The 17,036-nt window shown below is 44.2% G+C and carries 17 protein-coding genes and 1 pseudogene; 3 read left to right on the plus strand and 15 right to left on the minus strand.

All coding sequences use genetic code 11. The features are described from left to right. Nucleotides 1-22: 22 nt before the first annotated feature. Both QYT14_RS15155 and QYT14_RS15160 read right to left on the minus strand, forming a co-directional pair. A complete protein-coding gene (locus QYT14_RS15155) occupies nt 23-415 on the minus strand; it encodes a HEPN domain-containing protein (protein ID WP_288325415.1) in 393 nt (130 codons plus the stop codon). Nucleotides 416-423: 8 nt separating this feature from the next. Beyond that, the gene (locus QYT14_RS15160) at nt 424-747 is read right to left on the minus strand and encodes a nucleotidyltransferase domain-containing protein (RefSeq protein WP_288325416.1); all 324 of its coding nucleotides are present in this window, start codon (nt 745-747) and stop codon (nt 424-426) included. Between the two features lie 77 nt (nt 748-824). Between QYT14_RS15160 and QYT14_RS15165 the strand changes: the two are divergent. Then, nucleotides 825-911 (plus strand): annotated as a pseudogene (locus QYT14_RS15165) (nicotinic acid mononucleotide adenylyltransferase); the annotation flags it as partial. Nucleotides 912-1,891: 980 nt separating this feature from the next. Here the strand turns inward: QYT14_RS15165 and QYT14_RS15170 are convergent. The 6 genes from QYT14_RS15170 to QYT14_RS15195 all read right to left on the minus strand — a co-directional run bounded on the left by QYT14_RS15170 (nt 1,892) and on the right by QYT14_RS15195 (nt 10,552). Continuing rightward, the gene (locus QYT14_RS15170; protein WP_288325417.1) at nt 1,892-2,668 is read right to left on the minus strand and encodes a LytTR family DNA-binding domain-containing protein; all 777 of its coding nucleotides are present in this window, start codon (nt 2,666-2,668) and stop codon (nt 1,892-1,894) included. Beyond that, nucleotides 2,665-3,702: a histidine kinase gene (locus QYT14_RS15175; RefSeq protein ID WP_288325418.1), complete on the minus strand. Its 1,038-nt coding sequence runs from the start codon at nt 3,700-3,702 to the stop codon at nt 2,665-2,667. The genes QYT14_RS15170 and QYT14_RS15175 overlap by 4 nt, the downstream gene beginning before the upstream one ends. 40 nt (nt 3,703-3,742) lie before the next feature. Continuing rightward, complete coding sequence (locus tag QYT14_RS15180) at nt 3,743-4,633, minus strand: efflux RND transporter periplasmic adaptor subunit (protein WP_288325419.1); 891 nt, start codon at nt 4,631-4,633, stop codon at nt 3,743-3,745. Nucleotides 4,634-4,642: 9 nt separating this feature from the next. Next, entirely contained in the window at nt 4,643-8,956 is a 4,314-nt protein-coding gene (locus tag QYT14_RS15185; RefSeq protein ID WP_288325420.1) for a CusA/CzcA family heavy metal efflux RND transporter, read from the minus strand. Nucleotides 8,957-9,171: 215 nt separating this feature from the next. After that, on the minus strand, nt 9,172-9,564 hold the full coding sequence (locus QYT14_RS15190) for a DUF3836 domain-containing protein (RefSeq protein ID WP_288325421.1): 393 nt from the start codon (nt 9,562-9,564) through the stop codon (nt 9,172-9,174). Nucleotides 9,565-9,718: 154 nt separating this feature from the next. Continuing rightward, nucleotides 9,719-10,552 carry a metallophosphoesterase gene (locus tag QYT14_RS15195; protein WP_237039909.1) on the minus strand — a complete coding sequence of 278 codons (834 nt, stop codon included), beginning with the start codon at nt 10,550-10,552 and terminating at the stop codon, nt 9,719-9,721. A gap of 74 nt (nt 10,553-10,626) precedes the next feature. On the opposite strand from QYT14_RS15195, the gene QYT14_RS15200 reads away from it, so the two are divergent. After that, the gene (locus QYT14_RS15200) at nt 10,627-11,517 is read left to right on the plus strand and encodes a 1,4-dihydroxy-2-naphthoate polyprenyltransferase (RefSeq protein WP_288325422.1); all 891 of its coding nucleotides are present in this window, start codon (nt 10,627-10,629) and stop codon (nt 11,515-11,517) included. Nucleotides 11,518-11,633: 116 nt separating this feature from the next. On the opposite strand, the gene ispF is transcribed toward QYT14_RS15200, so the two are convergent. The 3 genes from ispF to QYT14_RS15215 are packed head-to-tail and all read right to left on the minus strand — an operon-like array spanning nt 11,634 to nt 13,381. Next, complete coding sequence (gene ispF, locus QYT14_RS15205) at nt 11,634-12,110, minus strand: 2-C-methyl-D-erythritol 2,4-cyclodiphosphate synthase (RefSeq protein WP_237039907.1); 477 nt, start codon at nt 12,108-12,110, stop codon at nt 11,634-11,636. Continuing rightward, nucleotides 12,107-12,724, minus strand: coding sequence for a fumarylacetoacetate hydrolase family protein (locus QYT14_RS15210; protein WP_237039906.1), 618 nt, complete (start codon nt 12,722-12,724; stop codon nt 12,107-12,109). Before QYT14_RS15210 ends, ispF begins: the two co-directional genes overlap by 4 nt. Nucleotides 12,725-12,730: 6 nt before the next feature. Then, nucleotides 12,731-13,381 (minus strand): redox-sensing transcriptional repressor Rex, encoded by a 651-nt coding sequence (locus tag QYT14_RS15215; protein ID WP_237039905.1) that lies wholly within the window; start codon nt 13,379-13,381, stop codon nt 12,731-12,733. A 117-nt stretch (nt 13,382-13,498) separates the two neighbouring features. On the opposite strand from QYT14_RS15215, the gene QYT14_RS15220 reads away from it, so the two are divergent. After that, entirely contained in the window at nt 13,499-13,837 is a 339-nt protein-coding gene (locus QYT14_RS15220; protein ID WP_237039904.1) for a translation initiation factor, read from the plus strand. An 84-nt stretch (nt 13,838-13,921) separates the two neighbouring features. Here the strand turns inward: QYT14_RS15220 and tsf are convergent, their stop codons facing one another. The 4 genes from tsf to rplM form a co-directional block, all read right to left on the minus strand. Beyond that, a complete protein-coding gene (tsf, locus tag QYT14_RS15225; RefSeq protein ID WP_237039903.1) occupies nt 13,922-14,911 on the minus strand; it encodes a translation elongation factor Ts in 990 nt (329 codons plus the stop codon). 123 nt (nt 14,912-15,034) lie between these two features. Beyond that, entirely contained in the window at nt 15,035-15,877 is an 843-nt protein-coding gene (gene rpsB / locus QYT14_RS15230; RefSeq protein WP_237039902.1) for a 30S ribosomal protein S2, read from the minus strand. A 134-nt stretch (nt 15,878-16,011) separates the two neighbouring features. After that, nucleotides 16,012-16,398: a 30S ribosomal protein S9 gene (gene rpsI / locus QYT14_RS15235; protein WP_288325423.1), complete on the minus strand. Its 387-nt coding sequence runs from the start codon at nt 16,396-16,398 to the stop codon at nt 16,012-16,014. A 6-nt stretch (nt 16,399-16,404) separates the two neighbouring features. Then, nucleotides 16,405-16,866 (minus strand): 50S ribosomal protein L13, encoded by a 462-nt coding sequence (gene rplM, locus QYT14_RS15240; RefSeq protein ID WP_288325424.1) that lies wholly within the window; start codon nt 16,864-16,866, stop codon nt 16,405-16,407. Nucleotides 16,867-17,036: the final 170 nt, after the last annotated feature.

Here is a 17,036-nt window from a genome sequence, read left to right on the forward strand (position 1 = left end):
AAACACAATAACTATAATGGTTCTACTCGCTCTCTTCTATTAATTTTTCGAGTTTATTTATAAGTTTTCGGGTTGGTTCTAACAATGCAACAGCATCCTCTTCTGTAAAGTCAAAAAAATCATTATAATCACCGGTTATTCTATTTTGTAACAAACGTGAATATAATCGACCTTCACTTTTATCCAACTTTCCCGTAGTCACAAAATGGAAACCTAATTGGCTAACCACACCATTATGACTTTGAGCAGAAATCTTATTCTTCAGCAATAAAGCAGATGCCATATAAAATGATGCATAATACAACCGTTGGATAGCTAAATTCCAATGAGAACTATCTATCATATCTTCTGCTTCTTTCAGTGTCGTACGAGACTTCTGCTTACGATAAAAAACAATCGCTTCTATGTCATCCATGTTCATACTCATAGTAATATTATTCCTTCATTGGTTACATTGTGATAAAAAGGCGAGAAACTATACTTCATCCAGTCTTTAAGAGTATACATCACCGGATTAATGCATTCCTTTAATCTCCACCCCAATTCTCTGAGTGGATATGAAATATTATCATAGTCGTCCGCCTCCAATTTTGTTTTGTCGAGTATGATTAAAATATCCCAATCTGAATCATCGCGAGCATCTCCACGAGCCCGCGAACCAAAAAGAACAACTTTTGTTCCCACAGGAGCTATCTGCCTCAAAGTACTTCTAATTGCATTCAACACTATTTCCTTGTTCTTTTTCATAATTCAGTCTTTATCTCTTTTACAAAGAAACAAAATATCTACCATTTTTCCTAATAAATGAATATCATTTCATCTGTTCTACTTTTATCCGCCGGGCTTTGACGGAAGGAAAAGATGTAAGGTATTTCCTCTATCCGGCGGTCGATGAACAGCTGACAAGATAAAAAGTAACAAATGACTTGTCTCTCAATAACTGAATCCATAAAAAGCGACTGCGCTTTTTCGCCCTACAAGCAGAAATCTGTTTCTTTCTTCCTCCTTTCATTAGTCGTTGAAACGCCCTACTGATGCAACTTACGGCAGTGAACGGGCATCCCGGAACCGCCCCTTCTGCCTCCTTTCGTTTGTAAAAACGGACACTTAACTTTTTCTATAACGCCTTCATTTACTGTAGGGGCGGACCCATGTGTCCGCCCGATAGCTTAAAGTGAACTGTTCTCAGACAGACACACGGGTCTGCCCCTACAGAAAGCGGTAGGCTCAAAAGATGTGTAAAAAATACACAGGGAATTACTGAAGGCAGATTGTGAAGGGACGTGGAAAGCACGGCTGAAATGAGGATGAAGGGATGTCCTGTCATTCTTAAGCAGTTGATTATCTGTATATTCCAATTAAAATGTAAGGATGAACGGAGAAGAAGGAATGACCGGATTAGTGAGGGGAGGGGGATGCAATTTGTCCCTACGTGAAAAACACACCGAGCTTTTTTAAAAAGATGGTGAGGTTTTTTGAAAACATACCGAGCTTTTTTGAGAACCTCAAGGTCTTTTGGCAGCATCCAGCGTGAACTGTCTGTTTTTTAAATGTGCACGTAGGCATCCGGCTACACGTATATACGCGTAAGCCTATACATATATATGTGTTTTATCCGGACGAGTTTATAAGTTACCTACAATAGAAAATTAGCGGGGATAAGCATCTGTCTTCAATCAATAAAAAGTTTGATACGCTGATGTTCTCATGCCCTCATACCTAAAATAAACTATTCCAACTCGGATACGGTCAATGAACGGATTACGAGCCATCAAAAACCTCAAGAGAACTTTCTAAAACAGTAGTGACAGTTTCTTCAAACTGTAGTAACAACTTTCGCAAACAATGGGCATTGTTTGGGGTTACCCTCCCCACCTATTCTTCGGATGACCTAAATGCTCGAAAACCAATCCTTGAATTCTTGCACTCTGGCTTTGCTTACCAACACCCTCTCTTCCGAAACGTTGCAACGCAGATTGAGAGACAGACGATTGTTAAACCATAAATCAATATCCTTTATTGCCTCACGCGAAACAAGAAACTGACGGTTCACCCGAAAGAATAAAGAAGGATTGACACACTCCGCCACTTCATCCAGCGTTTTGGGAAAATTGTACTCCTTGCCATCCGCCAACACCACTTTCACCTTACAGTCCTGAATATAGAAAAGCAGAATCATATCAATGGATATGGGCAGCAATTTATCACCCTTTATCGGAACAAGGAAATGGGTTTTATAACTTTCCTGTCTTTTCAACGAACGGATTAACTGCAACAAGGAACTCTCTCCGGTTGCACTTCCATGTTCGGGGGTATGCAGATGTTCCAACTTATGGAGAGCTTGCTCCACATCGTTTTTACCGATAGGTTTCAACAAGTAATCCACACTGTTTACTTTAAAAGCACGTAGCGCATATTCGTCATACGCTGTGGTAAAGATGATGGGACAAGTAATCTCGAAACGGTCGAATATCTCGAAAGCCGAACCATCGGCCAAATGGATGTCCATAAACAGTAAGTCGGGCATGGGGTGAGTATGAAACCAGTCCAATGACGATGCAATACTGTCGAGCGAAGTCTCCACCTCTATCCCGGGATTCACCTCCTGCAGCAGTGCTTTCAGGTTTCGGACTGCCGCTTTTTCGTCTTCGATAATGATAGCTCTCATAAAGCATTCGGAATTAAGGGAATACGCACTGTGAAATATTCATTCTCCGTGATTTGTATTTCGCATTTATAAAGCAGATGATAGCGTTTTGCCAGATTAGCCAGCCCGACACCTGTTCCGGCAGTGGCGGTCAGTTTGGGCTGCACCGGATTGGTAACGACTAATTCCTCTCCTTCGGTATATACATGAATGGCCAAAGGACGACGGTCGCTTATCTCGTTATGCTTCACGGCATTTTCTATCAGCATTTGCACCGCCATGGGAGGGAGCCGGTGATTATCATATTGTCTGTCGATACGGATATCGAAAGAAAGATTGTCTTCAAAACGCATTTTCAACAAGAAGATATAAGCGGAAACAAACTCCATTTCATCTCTCAGACTTACACTCTTCGATTCATTGCCCTGCAGTGTATAACGCAGGACACGGGAAAGTTCCTGGATATATTCCTGTGCTTTGTCCTGATCCTCACGCACCAGCGAACGAAGCGTGTTGAGTGAGTTGAAGAGCATGTGCGGATTCAACTGGTTTTTCAGAACTTCGTATTGATTGAGGATATTCTCTGCCTGCAACTGTTGGTTCTCGACCACTACCTCTTGTTGGCGGCGAATGAGATAAGCAATATAGCAACTGCCCGACACTGTACAGGTCATCATGAAATCGCGCAACGGATGAAGATAGTGATGCACCATGGCATCGATGGCAGGAATATCGAACGTGTGATGCAGAAAGACAAAGCATTTGCCCAACAGACTGCTCAGTATCCAAGTAAGTACAAGCGAAAAAAGCATTTTCTGCCATGTAATCTTTATCGCCGGCTGGTTAAAGTGGAAAAGCAATGTATTTACTTCAAACAGAATAATGAGGGAGATGAAAGTGAAACACACTTCACTCGCCACATCAATGGGTTCCATTTCCGGGAACAGCGTTGCCCCTTCAAGAATATCAAGAAGGGAAACCAACTCCGGGAAGTGGATAAGGACTGCCACGGAGATGGACACCACAATTATAAATAATGTATAGCGATTCTTCATTCTTTCTGCCTTTATACTGCAAAGATACAAGTTAATTCATTCATTTCATAATCCTTGCCGTCACATACATACCCGGCCGGAACTGACTGTTCACCGTATCTACCCGCGCATAGACTTCCACCGAACGCGTATCCTCGTCCACTTTCTGACCGATAGAAATCAAAGTGGCTTTAAAGACTGTCTTTCCCATGCCGTTGACATGGAACTGGACGGGACTTCCGATTTTCATATCCGCCAAATCTTTCTCATAAGTAGTCAGCCTCAACAGCGTATGGCTCTTATCGACTATCTCGCACAGAGCATCGCCGGCATTCATATACTTGCCCACATTCATTTCCACATCTGCCACATAGCCGGCAATGGGAGCCTTGACTTGTAGATAAGGACGGATACCGCCATCCAACAACGTTGAGGGGCTCACACCCAATAATTCCAACTGGGCCGCAGCAGCTTCCATCCGGCTCTTCATAGACAAATAATCGGCCTTACTCTGTTGAAACTTCTTTTGAGAAGCCGCTTGTTCGGCCGAAAGAGCTTTCTGACGGCGGTATTCGGCTTCCAGATACTCAGTCTGGGCATGACTGTCCAAATAAGTCTGCTGTAAGGCTATGAATTCCGGGTTCTCCAAAGTGGCGAGAACTGTCCCCTTACCCACCGACTCACCTGGCAACAAAGAAGTGCTTTTCACTACTCCGCCCATTGTAAGCGAAACCGTGGCCATGCGTTGCGGAGGAATAACCATCGTACCGTTAAAGGAGACTTGATTGGGCTTGGAAGTGGCAGAAGTGACCGCATCCACCTGCACAGTGTCGGGCACCACTTCATCGGCAGTTACCACCGTGGTAAGCGTTTCTTCCATTTGCCGGGATTCATTGTTTGAACTACATGCCGCCAGCAAAACCAGCATGATGGGAAATGTTATCTTTTTCATTGTTATCTCTTATTTAAATAGTTCGTATTCCAAAGCTGCTATATTATATTGATAGACCGTTTCAATATATCCGCGACGAATGTCCCGCGCCACATTGACGGCCTGAATAAATTCCGTGATATCCGTTTCGCTGTGGCGGAGCTGCAAGCTTGCCACTTTCATCAGTTCATCCGCCTCCTTTAAAGCAGAAGAAGTATAATAACGGAGACTCTCGGACTGGCGGCGCAGGTTAGCTATCGCCTCAGATACCTTATTATATAGGTTACGCGTATTTGCCTCCGCCTCCGTCCGGGCAATGAAAGCAGCCGCCTTTGCCTGCTTCACCTTGCTGTGATGAGGTAAAAAATAAATGGGAAACGACACACCGACCATCCATGAGTTCAACCCCTTCAAAGGCAAGATATCCTGACGCACATATCCCAAAGAAAGTTCGGGGAAGAAACGGCTGCGCTCTATATTGAGTTGTGCTTTCGCTTCACCTGCCTGACTCTGAAAATATCTCAAATGCGCCTCCGAGTAAGTCGGAGCCTCAATATCTGCCGGGAATTGTACCAAAGCGGTATCTGCCGGCACAATGGACAAATCGGCATAACATGCCCAATTCAAACGTGCCAAAGCCAACTTTTCTTCTTCCTGAGACTGAAAAAGCCGGTTCTTTAAATCGGCAGCCATCGTGGTGGCCATATTCTTTTCCAGCAACGTAATTTCGCCCTGTTGATAACGCAACTCGCCGATGCGCTGCAACTGTTCAGCCCATTTATTCTGGTCATTGTACAAGGAACGAAGATTATAGGCATAAAGATAATAGGCCCACGCACGCTTCACTTCAGCCACTACTTCCTTCTCTACAATCCGGCGATAAAAAGTGCCTGTCGCTATTTGTCGGTTGACTAATACATTCTTATAAAAGGGTGTCAGCAATGAACCCAGATTCTGACTTACCTCCCACTGCTTGTCTTTTTTAATCTCTCCATTCAGTTGTCCCCAAGAATAACAGAACTCGGTAGGAGCCAGTTCCAGCACTTCGCCCCTCCCTGCCTTGGCCTGACGGATAGCCGCGGCAGCCGTCTTCAACCGGGGATGATTCTGCTTAGCCAATTCGATGGCTTGCTCCAAAGTGACCACTTGCTGCGCTCTCATCGGAATGGGAAGCAGAGCCAGTAACAGCAGGAAAAAGAAAAACTTCTTGCCGGCACAAGCGCGTTTCCAGGCGGCGGCACTTCCTACAATCTTATAAAAGACCGGAATGACAAGCAACGTCAATACCGTAGAAACAATCAGCCCGCCAATGACAACCGTCGCCAACGGCCGCTGTACTTCCGCACCGGCCGAAGTAGCAACCGCCATCGGTACAAAACCCAACGAAGCCACCAAGCCCGTCAGAAAAACAGGTCTCAGCAAATGAGGCGTGCCCCGAGCAATGACTCTGTTGGTAGATAAAGGATACATGGTCTGTTTGTGTATATCATTAAAATGGTTAATCATCAATATACCATTCAGCACGGCAACACCGAACAAGGCAATAAAGCCCACTCCTGCCGAAATGCTGAAAGGCAGTCCGCGTAGCCACAACGCCAATATGCCGCCAATCAACGAAAGAGGAACCGTAGAAAAGACCACCAGCGTATAAGTTACACTCTTGAAAGCAAAGAACAAAAGCAGCAGGATAAGCATTAATGCCACCGGAACCACTATTAACAGGGTGTTAATAGCATTCTGCAAGTTCTCAAACTGTCCGCCATAATCAAAATAATATCCCGGCTTCAACTTGATATTCCGGTCCAACGTCTTTTGTATCTCCTGCACCACCTGCTGGATATCAGCACCGCGCACATTGACCCCGATGACAATACGTCGTTTGGTCGCATCCCTGTTTATCTGTAACGGCCCGTTTACCAAATCGATGGTAGCCACTTCACTGACCGGTATCTGGATGCCCTCACCCGAACGCACAAACAGTTTATCCAAGTTCAAATCAGCCACCTTCTCCTGATCCAGCCGGACAACCAAGTCAAAACGCCTCTCATTTTCAAATACCACCCCACTCGCTTCTCCGGCATACGCCGTACGGATAATGGTATTCAGTTCTTCTATATTGATGCCGTAACGGGCTATCTTTCCGCGATTATACTTCACAACCAACTGCGGAAGTCCCATTGTTTGCTCCACAATGACATCAGACGCTCCGGGCACTTGTTCCACATACTTCGCCGCTTCCTTGGCCTTCTCATAAAGTTCATGTGTATCCTCGCCATACAGTTTCACTGCAATATCAGCCTTCGCCCCCGTCATCAATTCATTGAAACGAAGTTGGATGGGTTGTGAGAAATTAAATTCGGCCCGTTCTGACAAAGGTTCCAACGCCTCCTTCATCTTTTCCACCATCTCGGCACGGCTCGAAGCACTTGTCCATTCCTTGAACGGCTTCATGATAATCATCACATCGGCATCTTCAACCGCCATCGGGTCGGTAGGCACTTCGGCCGTACCAATCTTTGCCACCACATGTTTTATTTCGGGAAACTTTTCCTTCAAAACTTTCTCTGCCTCATCGGATACGGCAATACTTTCGCTCAACGAGCTGCCTGCCGGCAAGGTCATCTGCATCGCAAAATCCCCTTCATCCAAAGTAGGAATGAATTCCGCCCCCAACCGGGTAAACAGGAACAATGAAAAAGCCAATGCTGCAAAAGCAGCCGCCACCGTCCCCCATTTAAACTTCAGACAAACATGCAAAGCCCGGGAATAGAGCTTATTCAGCCTCTCAAAGAAACGGTCGGCAAAAGTCGGTTTCGTTACAATATGATGTTTCAGAAACAAAGAAGCCATCATAGGCACATAAGTAAGCGACAGCAACAATGCACCGATAATACAGAATACCAATGTCTTAGCCATCGGAGTGAAATATTTACCCTCGATACCGGTCAGCGTCAATAAAGGGAAGAATACGATAAGGATGATAAACACGGCAAAAGTAGCCGAACGCACTACACCCGAGGCCCCCCTCTCCACCTCTGCATCCATTTCTTCGGCGGACAAGGTACGCCCACGGAACTTCCGTCCGTATAGATGGGCCAAGATACCTTCGAGTATCACAATGGAGCCGTCGACAACAATACCAAAGTCTATCGCTCCCAGACTCATCAGGTTAGCAGAGACATTGAACAGCCGCATCATAATAAAAGCAAACAGCATGGCCAACGGAATGACAGAAGCGACAATAAGCCCCGCGCGCACATTGCCCAAGAATATAATCAGTACGATAAATACGATAATAGCCCCCTCTATCAGATTATGTATGACAGTCGAGATATTTCGATTGACCAAAGCCGAACGGTTCAAATAAGGTTCAATACTGACACCTTCCGGCAATATCTTCTGTATTTTCTCCACCCTTTTCTCCAACTCTCCGGTCACTACATTGGCATTGGCCCCTTTAAGCATCATGGCAATGCCGCCCACACACTCTCCTTCACCGTCCATCGTCATGGCACCGAAGCGCTTGGGCGCGCCAAACCGCACTGCTCCGATATCACTTATATGAATGGGAATCCCGTTACGGTTGGCTACGACTACCTGTTCAATATCCTTAATACGGTTTATCATACCCTCGGAACGAATATAATAAGCACGGTTCACCTTTTCTATATAGCTGCCTCCGGTGTTCTGATTATTCTTGTTCAGAGCTTCAAAAACCTCTCCGATTGTGATATTCAAAGAGAAAAGGACATCCGGGTCTACCGCTACCTCATATTGTTTCAGATAGCCGCCGAAACTATTGATTTCCACAATGCCCGGAATGCCGGACAATTGCCGCTTCACAATCCAATCCTGAATGGTGCGAAGCTCCATCGCATCATACTTGTCTTCATATCCCGGAGCCACTTTCAGCACATACTGATAAATTTCGCCAAGCCCCGTAGTAATGGGCATCAGCTCGGGTGCACCCAGTTCGGATGGAATCTCTCCCGACACAGTCTGTATCTGTTCATTGACCAACTGCCGGGCATCCAGTGTAGGCACATTTTCTTTAAAGACGACCGTAACCACAGAAAGTCCGAAACGCGATACAGAACGGATTTCCGTCACATTCATAATGTTACTCATGGCAATTTCCACGGGCATCGTGATGAGTTGCTCCACTTCCTGAGGTGCCAAAGTGGGCGACACCGTCACTATCTGCACCTGATTATTGGTAATATCGGGCACTGCATCTATGGGAAGCGTCAACATGGAATAAATTCCACCAATCAGAAGAAACAAAGTGGTCAGCCCCACAAAGAGTTTCTTTTTTACTGAGAATCGAAGGATAGCGTTGAACATGTTTTATACTTTTTATTGGGAGACAAATGTAATCGATTCTCCCATTTCCTCCAGATGAGCCGCCTTGAACCGAACAATTCAGTGGTTAAACAGTCCGTTTAGCCGCTTAAACGGAAAAACCCCGCAAGGATATTACACTGTAATACCTTACGGGGAAACACACAATTCTCGGTATAATAACTAATTTCAAATACGATAAGTCATTCTAAAAGACACTATGCAAGGAACTTGCCGGCTTCCTCAAGTCCGTAAACATACTTCTCTGTCGGTTGGAAGTGCCGGGACTTTTTATCCCACATGGAATATTGGATATGCGCTTCGGCATCCGTATACGTCACGGTGATGCAATAATAATTCATCCATTTCGAGCCATCCCATTTCAAGGCCTTCTTTTCGATAATCTGATTCTTGTCATTATAAGCATACTCAAAGCGGAAATCAGGAGTCAGATAGTTGCCTTCCTGCTGATACACCACCTTCGCACTTATTCGACCATTGTCCATCTCCACATTAGTAATCTTCTCAGATTCCGCCGCATTCATTGTCAATACACTTGCCATGGCAAATACAATAACCATCATTACTTTAAAAAATCCTGTAGTTTTCATACTGTTTTATTTTTAATGTTTGTACTTCGTGTTTTACTTGTGTTCGTTTTTCGCGTTCTATTTTGTGTTTGCTTTCGCGTTCTATCTTGTGTTCTTTATCTATTAGACGCAAACACCCTTCAAAACGTTGCATCGGAATCTGTCTTTTTTCAGATTATTTTTTCTCTACCCGATGAAGTACCACCACAACCACCTCACTGGGGGTAAACAGACGAACATTCACTCTCGAAGTACCCAATCCGTTCGTTATAATAATAGGAACACCGGCGCTATTTTCTTTCCGGCCGGTCAGAAAACGGTTACCATAAATGGAATGCTTTACCGGAGAGAACTTTTTAAACAGACTCACTTGACCGCCATGGGTATGTCCGGCCAAAACCAAGTTGGCGTTAGATACGTCCGTATCTTCGGCATAATCGGGAGTATGCGTCAGCAAGAGGATAAAATCATCGGCAGAAAAGTGTTGTGAAGGTGAATCACCATTCTTTTTCAGGTCAAAAGGATTGCGCACACCACTGATGATAATGTGTTGCCCGTCCTTCAGTAACTTATAGCTTTTATGCTCCATTAAGTGCACATTGTTCTTTTTCATGGCCTCCGCCACCTCCGCATAGCAATAACTGTAATCATGGTTTCCCATCACACCATAGGTGCCATACGGTGTAAGCACTTTTCCCAATGCGGTGAACAACGTGTCCAGATTTCCCCCTTTCGGACTGCCGTAGTCTCCGCCCAATAATAATACATCGGCATTTAAAGATTGTAATGCACGTATCGCATTGTCAAGACGCTTGCGTGTGAAGCGACTTTCATAATGGAAATCCGATGCAAAACCAATACGGAATCCGTCGAATGCCGACGGAACGTCATAACTATAAAAATCATACTGCTTGACGCGCCCCACTCCACGATACTTTGACAGAGAAGCAGTGGCGCAGGAAGTAAACAGAGCTGCGGCAAGCAACAAATAGAGAACGGCTTTCTTCATGTCTTTTTCTTTTTAATGAGAAGTAAAGATAGAGAATTAATTGTTTATCTTTGCACATCTTTAATATGAAATGGATGGAAACTGTTAAAACAAATTCTATAAAAGCATGGCTATTGGCTGCACGCCCCAAGACATTGGCAGGTGCCGCTGTTCCCGTCATGCTGGGATGTGCCTTGGCAGCATCAGACGGATGGTTTCAAATCATACCTGCCACGCTCTGTTTTCTCTTTGCTTTTCTGATGCAGATAGATGCCAACTTTATCAATGACTTTTTTGACTATTTAAAAGGAAGTGACCGCGAAGACCGGTTGGGCCCCGAACGGGCATGTGCACAGGGATGGATTACATTGCAAGCCATGAAACGGGGTATCGCGCTGACCACCATGTTGGCATGTGCGGTTGGAGTCCTTCTGCTTTTCTACAGTGGAGCAGAGATGATTCCGGTCGGACTGCTGTGTATTCTGTTCGCCTTTTTATATACTGCCGGTCCCTATCCTTTGGCTTATCATGGCTGGGGAGATGTGTTGGTCATAGTATTCTTCGGTTTTGTGCCTGTGGGATGCACTTATTATGTAATGTGCCATGACTGGACATGGAATGTCACTATCGCCTCTGTGGTATGTGGCATGATTATCGATACCTTGTTAATGGTAAACAATTATCGCGACCGGGAACAGGATGCGTTAAGCGGCAAGAAAACGCTGGTCGTAAGATGGGGCGCGGCAACAGGGCGTATGCTCTATCTGTTTTTAGGATTGGCAGCCGCATGGTTATGCCTCTTGTTTGCCGTCAGCGGACATATATGGGCAGCAATACTGCCACAAATCTATATTCTTCCCCATTTCCTGACTTGGCAACGGATGGTGAGAATCAACAAAGGCAAAGAACTGAACAGCATATTGGGAGAGACCTCACGCAATATGCTATTGTTCGGGATATTACTGACTTTAGGATTGAGTTTATAAGACAAAGAAAAACACGTTAGTATGCATCGCCTCACACGTACGTCAGTATAGGCTCATACATATATCCGCATAAGGCTACACGTACGTATGTATAACGGCACACGTACGTGTGAAAATCACTTTTCTATCAGTACGGTGGCATAAGCCGAAATACCCTCTTCGCGCCCCGTAAAGCCCAGCTTCTCCGTCGTAGTTGCTTTGATGGAAACATCGTCCGTATCTATTTTCATCAGATGTGCCAAGACTTCCTGCATCTCGGGTATACGTGCTTTCAGTTTCGGGCGTTCAGCACAGACGGTCGCGTCTATGTTGCCTACCTTATAGCCTTTGGCCGCAATCAAATCAACTGTTTTGGCTAACAGAATCTTGCTGTCTATATTCTTAAACTCACCTGCCGTATCGGGAAAATGATAGCCGATGTCACGCATATTGGCCGCTCCGAGCAATGCATCGCAAATGGCATGAATCAGCACGTCGGCATCCGAATGTCCCAACAGGCCCAATTCATGTTCAAACTTTATTCCTCCCAGCCACAACTCACGGCCTGCCACCAACTGATGTACGTCAAATCCAAATCCTACTCTTATTTTCATCTTACATAGAAATCTAATAGTTTTTCTTCTTCCAGGTAGCCTTGCAAATGCTGGCCGACGCTGACTGGCCCTACTCCCACCGGTGTGCCGGTAAACAGTAAATCTCCTATTTTTAACGTAAAGAAACGGCTGACATAAGCAATGATTTCGTCTACCTTAAAAAGCATATCTGCCGTATTGCCCTGCTGAACCGTGTTACCGTCAATATCCAAATGGAACTTCAAATTCTGAATATCCTTGAACTTATCCACCGATACAAAGTCTCCGATAACAGCCGAATTATCAAACCCCTTGCATAACTCCCACGGTTTGCCCTCTTCGCGAAACCGGCGCTGAAGATCGCGTGCCGTAAAGTCAATCCCCACCGTCACCGCATCATAATAACGATGTGCAAACCGTTCGGCTATGTTTTTTCCCAGACGGTTGATACGAACCACCAGTTCTGTTTCATAATCTACCTGTTGAGAGAAATCCGGGATAAAGAAAGGCTTGCTATCTTTAAGCAACGCAGAATCGGGCTTCATAAAAATGACCGGTTCCTTCGGTAAGTTTTCATCGGCATGCAACTCGTGGCAATGAGCCACATAATTCATACCTACGGCTAATATCTTCATATAATTTTAGTCCTGATTTACATTTAAACGGTTAAACATCACAGCCAGATGAGCATACAGTGAAGTATTCTGCACTACAATATCTTCGGGAACACGAATACGGAACGGAGTAAAGTTCCAAACAGCTTTAATTCCACCCGCCACCATCTTATCCGTTATCTCCTGTGCTATATTGATAGGCACAGTCAATACTCCTATATTGACATTACATTCCTCCATCATCTGTTCAAAGGCATCGGAATGATAGATGGGGATACCATTAATTTCAGTTCCCACAATGTCAGGGTTCACATCAAAAGCACCTACTATCTCCAACCCGAAATGGTGAAGACCCGAATCGCGCAACAACGCTCCTCCCAGGCTACCTACCCCAAACAGGAATGCTTTATGCATGTGCGTAAAGCCCAGAAAACGTTCCAGCACTTCGATAAGCGCATCTATTTCATAGCCCACACGAGTACGACCGGATATATTGACATACGAAAGGTCTTTCGCTATCTGAGACGCATCTATATTAATCTGCTTGGATATCTGGGTAGAAGACACATACGTTTCTCCTCTCTCTTTCATCAGCTTTACATTAGAAAGATACCAAGGGAGTCTGCGCAAAGTAGGCTCAGGCACTTTATCTGAGAATTTATGCATACGTATATCCATCTGTTTCTATTGGCATTATCATTAGGTAATGTGCAAAAGTACACTTTTATTTGTTACCACTGCCTTTTGAGAATAAAAAATGTAGTATCTTTGAGCACTCATTTAAGCAAAATTCACATGAAAAATAACGATTGGAAAGAGCGTCTGAATGTGGTGTACTCGACGAATCCCGATTTCAACTATGAGCAGGAGGAAGAAGAAGAGACAGCCACTCCGGATAAAAAGCAGCAAAAATTGCGCGTCAGTATAGAGAAGAAAGGCCGGGGCGGTAAAACTGTCACCCTCGTCAATGGATTTATCGGTTCCGAAGATGACCGGAAGGAATTGGGCAAGTTGCTCAAAACCAAATGCGGTGTGGGCGGTTCTGTGAAGGATGGAGAAATCATCATTCAAGGAGAGTTCAAACAGCGGGTTATCGAGTTGTTGAAGGCGGAAGGATATACACAGACGAAATAAAAAAAAGGAAAGAGGGTGCGCACCCTCTTTCCTACCATATAACCCTCGTCACAGAAACCTGAGCCAAGGGCTTTCTCATAAATATTACTCAGCACGCAAAGTGAAACGTTTGAAATCAACAATCTGCAATTCAGGATCGATTTCTTTCAACACTTCTCTTACAGTCTTCTTGCCATCCATGATATCTTCCTGATTCAACAAGCAAACTTCCTTCAAGAACTTGCCCAAACGACCTTTAGCAATGTTCTGAATCATAGCTTCGGGCAGGTTAGCAGCCTTCTCTGCAGAAACAGTAGCAATGATTTCCTTAGCCTTGGCAATGTCTTCGTCAGTTATCCATCCCTTAGCCTTGTTGCTTTCCATGTGATCTTCACTGTCTACATGTGCAGGGTTGATGCCGGCTTTCTTCAAAGCAGCTTCCACAGCCTTGTCCACTTGTTCTTTCTTAGTCTTATCGATAGCTACCTGAATTTCAGCTTCCTTCACTGATTCAGGAACACCGGCTTCGTCAATTGCGATAGGGTTCATAGCTGCAATCTGCATAGCTACTCCGTGAGCTGCAGCCTCAGCTTCCTTGTTCATAGCCACAATAGTACAAAGTTGGTTGTTTCCCTGGTGGTTATAGATAGAAGTATAAGCTCCTTCAACTACATTGTAGCCGTCCAACTCCATTTTCTCACCGGTGATACCGCTACGGTCAGTTACTGCATCCTGTACAGTACCGTTGCCCAACGGCAATGCCTTTACTTCGTCCAAAGTCTTACATTTGTTAGCCACAGCAGCGTCCAGAATAGCCTGAGTCAAAGCAACGAAATCAGCATTCTTGGCAACAAAGTCAGTTTCACACTTCAATGCAATGATTGCAGCGAATTCACCTGTTGATTTAGCCAATACACAACCTTCTGATGCTTCACGGTCAGAACGTTTTGCAGCAACAGCCTGTCCTTTTTTACGGATAATTTCCATTGCTTTATCGATATCGCCATTAGCTTCAGTCAAAGCGTTTTTGCAGTCCATCATACCAGCTCCACTGATTTTACGAAGCTTGGTAATTTCAGCCATAGTTACAGCCATAATATTCCTTTATTTTAATTTGTTAATAATGTCTTTAAAAGCAGTTGAGAGTTGAGAACAGAGAGTTGAGAATTGCATATCGTAACTCTCAACTTTCAACTCTCAACTCTCAACTATAGTATATTAAGCTTCTTCTTCGTCTTTCATGAAAGCGGCAGCCTTAGCAGCGTTGATAGCTTCTTCTTCGGCTTTGTCCATGCGAGCTTTAGTAGCTTTCTTCTTACCGGCAGCATTCTTAGGCGCATTTTCACCGGCAGCTTCCATATCTACTTTTTCAGCTTTTCTTTCTTCCAATCCTTCTGCCATAGCAGCGCAACAAGCATCCAAGATAACTTCGATTGACTTAGTAGCGTCATCATTAGCAGGGATTACGAAATCTACATTTGAAGGATCTGAGTTTGTATCAACGATAGCAAATACAGGAATACCCAAACGGTTAGCTTCGCGGATTGCAATGTTTTCTTTCAATACATCGATAACAAACAATGCAGACGGCAGACGAGTAAGGTCAGAAATAGAACCTAAGTTCTTTTCCAATTTAGCACGCTGACGAGAAATCTGCAGAACTTCTCTCTTTGAAAGATTTGAATAGGTACCATCGTTAGTCAACTTATCGATAGTAGCCATTTTCTTCACAGCCTTACGGATAGTCGGGAAGTTGGTCAACATACCACCCGGCCAGCGCTCGATTACATAAGGCATATTTACAGAAGCAGCTTTCTCAGCTACTACCTGCTTAGCTTGTTTCTTAGTAGCAACGAACAGGACTTTCTTTCCTGATTTTGCAATTTGTTTCAGTGCGTCAGCAGCTTCATCTACTTTAGCAACTGTTTTGTGGAGGTCAATGATATGGATACCATTGCGTTCCATGAAGATATAAGGAGCCATTGCAGGGTTCCACTTTCTCTTAAGGTGTCCGAAGTGGCAACCGGCTTCCAATAATGTATCGAAATTAGTTCTAGACATTTTTGTTATTCTTTAAAATCGTTTACTTTCTTTTTTGTTTATCTCAACCAACCATCGGGTAGTCTGCTACAAAGTAGAGTCCCGGCAGTTTAGATACTAAACGCTTCTTAACCAGTTCTAAGTAAAACCGGATATTAACGTTTACTGAACTGGAATCTGCGACGTGCTTTCGGACGACCCGGTTTCTTACGTTCAACAGAACGAGGATCACGTGTCATGAAGCCTTCTGCACGGAGTGCCTTCTTATCTTCAGGATTAATTTTCACCAAAGCACGAGCGATAGCCAAACGCAAAGCCTGTGACTGACCGGTGAAACCACCACCACAAAGATTTACCTTAATATCATATTTTTCAGCAGCTTCGACCTTAGCCAGAGGCTGTTTTACAACGTACTGAAGAATAGTTGATGGAAAGTACTCTGCAAGGTCTCTCTTGTTAATAGTAATCTTTCCAGTACCTTCGCTTACGAATACGCGTGCGATTGCGCGTTTACGTCTGCCTAATGCATTTACTACTTCCATTCTTTATTATTTAAGTAAGTTTATATCAATTGTTTTCGGGCTCTGAGCTTCGTGCTTGTGTTCGCTACCAGCGTAAACATACAAGTTGCCCAGCAACTGTGCTCCCAGACGGTTTTTGGGAAGCATTCCTTTTACTACTCTCTTCAACAGTTTTTCTTCACCGTTAGGTTTCTTCATCAGCTCGGCAGGAGTCATTTCTCTCTGTCCACCGGGATAACCTGTATATCTCAAGTAAACTTTGTCGTTCCACTTGTTTCCGGTAAATTTTACTTTGTCTGCGTTAATGATAATTACGTTATCACCGCAGTCAACATGAGGGGTAAAGCTAGCTTTGTACTTTCCTCTCAACAGTTTCGCAACTTTCGAACCGAGACGGCCTACGACCTGATCGGTAGCATCGATAACAACCCATTCTTTTTGAGCTGTTTCTTTGTTTGCAGAAATGGTCTTGTAACTTAAAGTGTCCACTCTTAAAATCTTTTTAAATGTTAACTACTAAAAAACAATTTCTTCCCAGCGTCTCTAACCGTTCCCGGACAAAGAACCATTAACACGCTAAGAATTAATTCTTTATAAACTTTTGATAATAATCGGCTTGCAAAGGTACGGCTTTTCTTTGAACTGACAAACAAATTAAG

The organism is uncultured Phocaeicola sp., from assembly GCF_948499155.1.
Lineage (GTDB): Bacteria > Bacteroidota > Bacteroidia > Bacteroidales > Bacteroidaceae > Phocaeicola > Phocaeicola faecalis.

Excerpts from the sequence above, each read along its gene's own strand:
- tsf (WP_237039903.1), bottom strand. The coding sequence starts at position 14,911 with ATGGCTGTAACTATGGCTGAAATTACCAAGCTTCGTAAAATCAGTGGA.
- QYT14_RS15155 (WP_288325415.1), bottom strand. The coding sequence starts at position 415 with ATGGATGACATAGAAGCGATTGTTTTTTATCGTAAGCAGAAGTCTCGT.
- QYT14_RS15215 (WP_237039905.1), bottom strand. The coding sequence starts at position 13,381 with ATGGATATACGTATGCATAAATTCTCAGATAAAGTGCCTGAGCCTACT.
- QYT14_RS15170 (WP_288325417.1), bottom strand. The coding sequence starts at position 2,668 with ATGAGAGCTATCATTATCGAAGACGAAAAAGCGGCAGTCCGAAACCTG.
- QYT14_RS15210 (WP_237039906.1), bottom strand. The coding sequence starts at position 12,724 with ATGAAGATATTAGCCGTAGGTATGAATTATGTGGCTCATTGCCACGAG.
- rpsI (WP_288325423.1), bottom strand. The coding sequence starts at position 16,398 with ATGGAAGTAGTAAATGCATTAGGCAGACGTAAACGCGCAATCGCACGC.
- QYT14_RS15185 (WP_288325420.1), bottom strand. The coding sequence starts at position 8,956 with ATGTTCAACGCTATCCTTCGATTCTCAGTAAAAAAGAAACTCTTTGTG.
- QYT14_RS15190 (WP_288325421.1), bottom strand. The coding sequence starts at position 9,564 with ATGAAAACTACAGGATTTTTTAAAGTAATGATGGTTATTGTATTTGCC.
- QYT14_RS15180 (WP_288325419.1), bottom strand. The coding sequence starts at position 4,633 with ATGAAAAAGATAACATTTCCCATCATGCTGGTTTTGCTGGCGGCATGT.
- QYT14_RS15175 (WP_288325418.1), bottom strand. The coding sequence starts at position 3,702 with ATGAAGAATCGCTATACATTATTTATAATTGTGGTGTCCATCTCCGTG.
- rpsB (WP_237039902.1), bottom strand. The coding sequence starts at position 15,877 with ATGTCTAGAACTAATTTCGATACATTATTGGAAGCCGGTTGCCACTTC.
- QYT14_RS15200 (WP_288325422.1), top strand. The coding sequence starts at position 10,627 with ATGGAAACTGTTAAAACAAATTCTATAAAAGCATGGCTATTGGCTGCA.
- QYT14_RS15160 (WP_288325416.1), bottom strand. The coding sequence starts at position 747 with ATGAAAAAGAACAAGGAAATAGTGTTGAATGCAATTAGAAGTACTTTG.
- ispF (WP_237039907.1), bottom strand. The coding sequence starts at position 12,110 with ATGAAAATAAGAGTAGGATTTGGATTTGACGTACATCAGTTGGTGGCA.
- QYT14_RS15195 (WP_237039909.1), bottom strand. The coding sequence starts at position 10,552 with ATGAAGAAAGCCGTTCTCTATTTGTTGCTTGCCGCAGCTCTGTTTACT.
- QYT14_RS15220 (WP_237039904.1), top strand. The coding sequence starts at position 13,499 with ATGAAAAATAACGATTGGAAAGAGCGTCTGAATGTGGTGTACTCGACG.